This is a genomic window from Gemmobacter sp. (genome assembly GCF_016792925.1).
Classification (GTDB): domain Bacteria; phylum Pseudomonadota; class Alphaproteobacteria; order Rhodobacterales; family Rhodobacteraceae; genus Gemmobacter.
Window position 1 is genome coordinate 1 of sequence record NZ_JAEULU010000091.1, and the last position, 5,468, is coordinate 5,468.

General features: G+C 66.7%; 7 protein-coding genes. 2 read left to right on the top strand and 5 right to left on the bottom strand.

Annotated features, from left to right (window positions below):
* From JNN06_RS04720 to JNN06_RS04740, 5 genes are all read right to left on the bottom strand, one after another.
* The coding region (locus tag JNN06_RS04720; protein WP_291238437.1) for a 6,7-dimethyl-8-ribityllumazine synthase at positions 1 to 202 on the bottom strand (202 nt) is incomplete at its 3' end.
* 6 nt (positions 203 to 208) lie between these two features.
* Positions 209 to 1,303, bottom strand: coding sequence for a 3,4-dihydroxy-2-butanone-4-phosphate synthase (ribB, locus tag JNN06_RS04725; protein WP_291238438.1), 1,095 nt, complete (start codon positions 1,301 to 1,303; stop codon positions 209 to 211).
* Between the two features lie 245 nt (positions 1,304 to 1,548).
* Positions 1,549 to 2,385 carry a lysophospholipid acyltransferase family protein gene (locus JNN06_RS04730; RefSeq protein ID WP_291238439.1) on the bottom strand — a complete coding sequence of 279 codons (837 nt, stop codon included), beginning with the start codon at positions 2,383 to 2,385 and terminating at the stop codon, positions 1,549 to 1,551.
* Complete coding sequence (locus JNN06_RS04735) at positions 2,382 to 3,158, bottom strand: GNAT family N-acyltransferase (RefSeq protein ID WP_291238440.1); 777 nt, start codon at positions 3,156 to 3,158, stop codon at positions 2,382 to 2,384. The genes JNN06_RS04730 and JNN06_RS04735 overlap by 4 nt, the downstream gene beginning before the upstream one ends.
* Positions 3,159 to 3,222: 64 nt before the next feature.
* Positions 3,223 to 3,408 (bottom strand): DUF3553 domain-containing protein, encoded by a 186-nt coding sequence (locus JNN06_RS04740; protein WP_291238441.1) that lies wholly within the window; start codon positions 3,406 to 3,408, stop codon positions 3,223 to 3,225.
* Positions 3,409 to 3,453: 45 nt separating this feature from the next.
* On the opposite strand from JNN06_RS04740, the gene JNN06_RS04745 reads away from it, so the two are divergent.
* The gene (locus JNN06_RS04745; RefSeq protein WP_291238442.1) at positions 3,454 to 4,050 is read left to right on the top strand and encodes a histidine phosphotransferase family protein; all 597 of its coding nucleotides are present in this window, start codon (positions 3,454 to 3,456) and stop codon (positions 4,048 to 4,050) included.
* Positions 4,051 to 4,167: 117 nt separating this feature from the next.
* Positions 4,168 to 5,468 (top strand): calcium-binding protein (locus JNN06_RS04750; RefSeq protein ID WP_291238443.1); only part of this gene is annotated, 1,301 nt, incomplete at its 3' end.

Sequence of the window (5,468 nt, forward strand, 5' to 3'; positions counted from 1 at the left end):
TGGCGATGGCGGTGGGGATCTCCAGCGCGCCCGGCACCTCGATCACCTCCACTTCGGCCCCGCAGGCCTCGGCAACACCGCGCGCGCCCGCCACCAGCTGATCGGTGATGTCCTTATAGTAAGGCGCCACCACGATCAGCAGTTTCACCGGCTTGTCAAAGCGCGGCAGCGGCAGGGTGTAATGCTGTTCATTCGCGGCCATGACCCGTTACTCCGCAATCGGCCTGGTGCCGGTGATGGTCAGGCCGTAAGCCTCCAGACCCACCACTTTCGGCGCCTGATGGTTGGTGACCAGCGTGATGCGGGTCAGGCCAAGTGCGGCCAGGATCTGCGCGCCAAGGCCATATTGCCGCAGCGTCTGCGGCGCGACCTCGGCCCCATCGGCCAGCTTCATCGCCGTGTCGCGCAGCAGCACGATCACGCCGCGCCCGGCCTCGGCAATCACCCGCATCGCACCCGGCAATTCGCCCGCAGCCCCGGCATCGCCAATGCCCAGCACATCTGCGAGCGGGTCCAGCGCATGCATCCGCACCAGCACCGGCGCCTCCGAGGTGATGTCGCCCTTGGTCAGCACCACATGTTCCGCGCCCTGCGCCACATCCGAGAAGATGCGCATGATCCACTCGCCGCCATGCACCGACTGCACCCGCTTCACCGCGCGTTCCTTGACCAGATTGTCATGGCGGCGGCGATAGGCGATCAGGTCCGAGATGGTGCCGATCTTCAGCCCGTGCTTTTGCGCGAAAGTCACCAGATCGGGCAGCCGCGCCATGGTGCCATCGTCATTCATCACCTCGCAAATGACGCCCGCCGGCTTCAACCCCGCCAGCCGCGCCACATCCGAGGCCGCCTCGGTATGGCCTGCCCGCACCAGCACGCCGCCATCGCGGGCGCGCAGCGGGAACAGATGCCCCGGCGTCGCCAGATCCTGCGGCCCCGAGGCATCGTCTATCGCCACCGCCACGGTGCGCGCACGGTCCTTGGCGGAAATGCCGGTCTCGATCCCCTCCCGCGCCTCGATGGAGACGGTGAAGGCGGTCTCGTGCCGCGAGGAATTCTTGGAGGCCATCAGCGGCAGCCCCAGCTGGTCGATCCGCTCGCCGGTCAGCGTGAGGCAAATCAGCCCCCGCCCATGGGTCGCCATGAAATTGATCGCCGCCGCGTCGCATTTCTCGGCCGGGATCACCAGATCACCCTCATTCTCGCGATCCTCGTGATCGACAAGAATGAACATGCGCCCGTTGCGGGCATCCTCGATGATCTCCTCGACCGAGGAAATCGCGTCCGAAAAATCGCTGGCCATCGCGCGGGTCTCTCATCTGGCTGGTTTCCCCTGCCATAACGCGCGGCGCGCCCGAATGCCAGTGCCGCAGCAGAAAGAAGGGGGGCTGTCTGCCCCCCTCTGCGCCTGCGGCGCATTCACCCCCCGAGGATATTTTTAAACAGAAAATGCAACAGGGCTGCGCTTTCTTTCATTTTCTGTTCTCAAATATCCTCGGGGGTGAGCCCCAGAGGGGCGAGGGGGCGCGAGCGCCCCCTTGCGACCGCTCAGCCTTCCAGCGGTGGCCGGTTCGCGTAAGGATGCGCGGTGCGGATCACCGTTTCGCAATAGGCCGCCAGCTCCTTGCGGCCCGGAAAGCCATCCACCGGCACCGGCGGGTGGAAGATGATCTCGATCCGGCCCTGGCGCGGCGTCGCCAGCACCTGTAGCAGATGGCCGCCAAAGCTCATATCCGCCCACCAGCCGTAAAAGCGCGGATCGCGGCCCCTCGGCGCATGATAGACCGCCGTCACCGGCTGGATCTGCAACACCCGGTCCATGCCATGCGTGAAAAACGCCTGGAACAGCGGGGTCTTGAAGGGCAGCACATGCCGTGTATCGGTCGAGGTGCCCTCGGGGAAGAACAACAGCCGGTGGCCCGCGCGCAGGCGCTCTTCCATCATCTCTTGCTGCCGCTTCGCCTCGGTGCCCTTGCGCGCGATGAACATGGTGCCGGTGGCGCGGGCCAGAATGCCGATGCCGGGCCAGCCTGCCACATCGTCTTTCGACACGAAATAGATGCGGTCGGCGGCATTGAGGGCGAAAATGTCGATCCAGCCCGCATGATTGGCGACGATGGCCCCCTGCCCCTGCATCGGTTTGCCCCGGCGCGCATAGCCAAAGCCCATGATCCTCAGCGCATTGCGGCAGACGAATTGCGTGATCCAGGGCGTCCAGGGCCGGTGCAGGCCGAAGATCGGCCGCTCCACCAGCCGCAGCGCCAGAAAGACCAGCAGGCAGCCGTAGGTCAGCACCACCAGTGCCAGCCCCCGCAGCGCGGCCAGCGCATAGCCCAAAGCCCCGATGCGCGGCGCCTCCATCCGCTCATCCTGCCAGCCGCTCATGTCGTCTCTCCGTGACGCCGGACATAATAATCCCGGTGTTTCAAGGACATCTGCGCCGTGTCGATGACCAGCAGCACATCCGTCGTGTTGAACGCGTGATCGACAAAGGCGCCATCGCCCACCACGCCGCCCAGCCGCAGATAGGCCTTGATGAGGGCGGGCGTCGCCTGCATGGCGGCGCGGCGGTCCAGCGCCTCGGGCGGCAGCATCGCCATCTCTACGCCCTGCGGCGGCAGCACATGGGCCCGCAAGCCCTCCGGCGCGCGGTGGTGATGCGCCAGCCAGGACAGCGGCTGTGCCAGCGCCGCCACATCGGTGCCGGGGAAAGAGGCGGTGCCGAACATCACCTCCAGCCCGCGCTCCAGCACATAATCGGCCAGCCGGTTCCAGATCAGCACCATCGCCGCCCCGCCGCGATGATCGGGATGCACGCAAGACCGCCCCAGCTCCAGCAGCCGGCGCCCCGAGGCCCGCAGGCAGCCCAGGTCATATTCCCCCTCGGAATAAAACCGCTGCCCCGGCGCCAGACGGTCGCCCGGCAACAGGCGGTAGACCCCCACCACATCCTCCAGCGCCGCCGCATCGCGGCTGCGGTCGATCAGCAGCAAATGGTCGCAAAGATCGTCAAAGGCATCGCGCTCCAGCCGCGCCGCGTGATCGACCAAAGGCCCGTCCGACCCCATTTCCTCGACAAACACCGCGTAGCGCAGCCGCTGCGCCGCCGCCAGATCGCGGGCATCCGCCGCCAGCCGGACCTCGAACTGCTCGGTCATCCGCGCCCCCGCAGCGGCGCCCGCAATCCGGGGTTGCAATATGGCCCCAATCGCCTAACCTGCCTCACAGATCGAAAATCCGCGTCAGGGCAATTTCGCGCCCGTCGATCACCACCTTGCCGCGGTGTTCAAAATTCACGGTGATCCGGTTGCCGATATTTGATTGCACCTGCCCCAGCCCCCAATCGGGTTCCTGCGGATGACGCACCATCATTCCGGGTTCCAGAAGGGCATTCAGACCTAGGCTCATCCGGCATTCATCCTTTGTTAATCCTGAGAGTGGTACAGAGACAGCATGACCGACAGACCTGACCTGACCGCCCTTCTGGGCTCGCGAATCTGCCACGATCTTATCAGCCCCATCGGCGCCATCGGCAATGGGGTGGAGCTGCTGATCATGGACGGCGCCAGCCGGGGCCCCGAAATGGCGCTGATTGCCGAAAGCGTCGCCAATGCCAATGCCCGCATCCGGTTCTTCCGCATCGGCTTTGGCGCCTCCAGCCCCGATCAGCGCATCGGCCGCCCCGAGGTGCTGGGCATCCTGGCCGATCTCACGCGCGGCGGCCGCCTCGCGATCGACTGGAGCGGCCCGGCTGATCTGCCCCGGCGCGAGGTGAAGGTGGCCTTCCTGCTGCTCATGTGCCTCGAAACCGCGCTGGCCTATGGCGGGCAGGTCACGGTGGAGCGCAACGACAACCGCTGGCAGCTGACCGGGCGAGCGCCCAAGATGCGCATCGACCCCGATCTGTGGGAGGTGCTGTCCAACCCCGCCGCCAGCTTTGCCCTGACGCCCGCGCAGGTGCATTTCGCCCTGCTGCCCGAGGAACTGGCGAAACAGGGCCGCAAGCTGACCGTGGAGATCCGCGAGGGCGAGATCCGCCTCGCCTTCTGACACAGCCCTGCCGGACCTGCGCCGTCATAAGCGCCCGTGCCTGCCGATTGTCCCCCTTGCTTGCAAGATCGGGGGCTTGGTGCCATGATTGTGCCGTATTGGTAAAAGGAGCTTCCCATGCCCGCCATTTCCGGCAATCTCACCCTCACTCTGGATGGCAGCACCGCGCTGCGGATCGGCTCTGAAACCGTGCGCTGGAATGGCAGCCGGGCGATGGACGGGGTCTTCGTCTGGTCCGCCGATGCCACGCCGCTGCGCGAGGTCACCATCACCCTCACCGCAAGTGACTGGTTTGCCAGCACCATCACCACCGGCGGCGCCACCCGCGTCACCCTGACCGATGCCGCCAGCGGCGCGGATCGCCAGATCAGCACCGTGCAGCTTTATGGCGCTGGCGACCATGTGGTGAACCTCAGCCGCACCGAGGTGGATTACCTCGCCACGGGCGATGGCGATGACAACGTGACCGTCGGTGGCAGCTGGGTCGCGCAGATCAACACCCATGGCGGCAATGACACCGTGACCTCGGGCAGCACCTGGGTCGAGACCCTGCATGTCGGCAGCGGCGACAACAGCGTCACCATCGGTTCGGGCGGTGCGCGCGCCGTGCTGGCGGGCGAAGGCGCCGACCGCATCACCCTGCTGGGCGAGGTGGATCACGTCACTGCCGGGCGCGGCGCCGACCTCATCACCACCGGCGAGAACTGGGCCGGCACGATCGAGGCCGGGCGCGGCATCGACCGCGTTGTGCTGGGCGCTGGCGGCGCCACGCTGGTGAACCTCGGCCGCGATGCCGACACGCTGGTTCTGGCCCAGCAGGACGATGCCGACAGCATCCTCATCCTGCAAGGCGGCGGCAATGTCTCCACCCCGCAGGACAGCGACACCGACACGCTCAAGCTCTCGGCCTTCACCGTCGGCCTCACCTATGACCTCGGCCAGACCGAGGCGGTGCGCAGCGCCCAGGGCAGCTTCTTCGCGCTTGGCTTTGAAAACGTGATCGGCGGCCGGGGCGCCGACCGGCTGTCCGGCAATGACGAGGATAACCGCATCGCCGGGGGCTCCGGGCGCGACACGCTGCAAGGCGATATGGGCGCCGATACGCTGGCGGGCGGGCGTGGCGCCGACCGTTTCGTCTTCACCGATCTGGAGGAAAGCGATGTCGAGGCGCCCGACCTCATCACCGATTTCCGCCGCGCGCAGGGCGACAGGATCGACCTGCAAGGCCTTGATGCCAATGCAGGTCTTGACGATGATCAGGCCTTCACCTTCATCGGCAGTGCCGCCTTCAGCGGCGAGGCGGGCGAGCTGCGCGCGCAGGTTCAGGGCAACCGCACCCTGATCACCGGCGATCTGGATGGCGACGGCACCGCCGATTTCGGCCTGCTGCTGAACGGCACCGCCACGCTGAGCGCGGG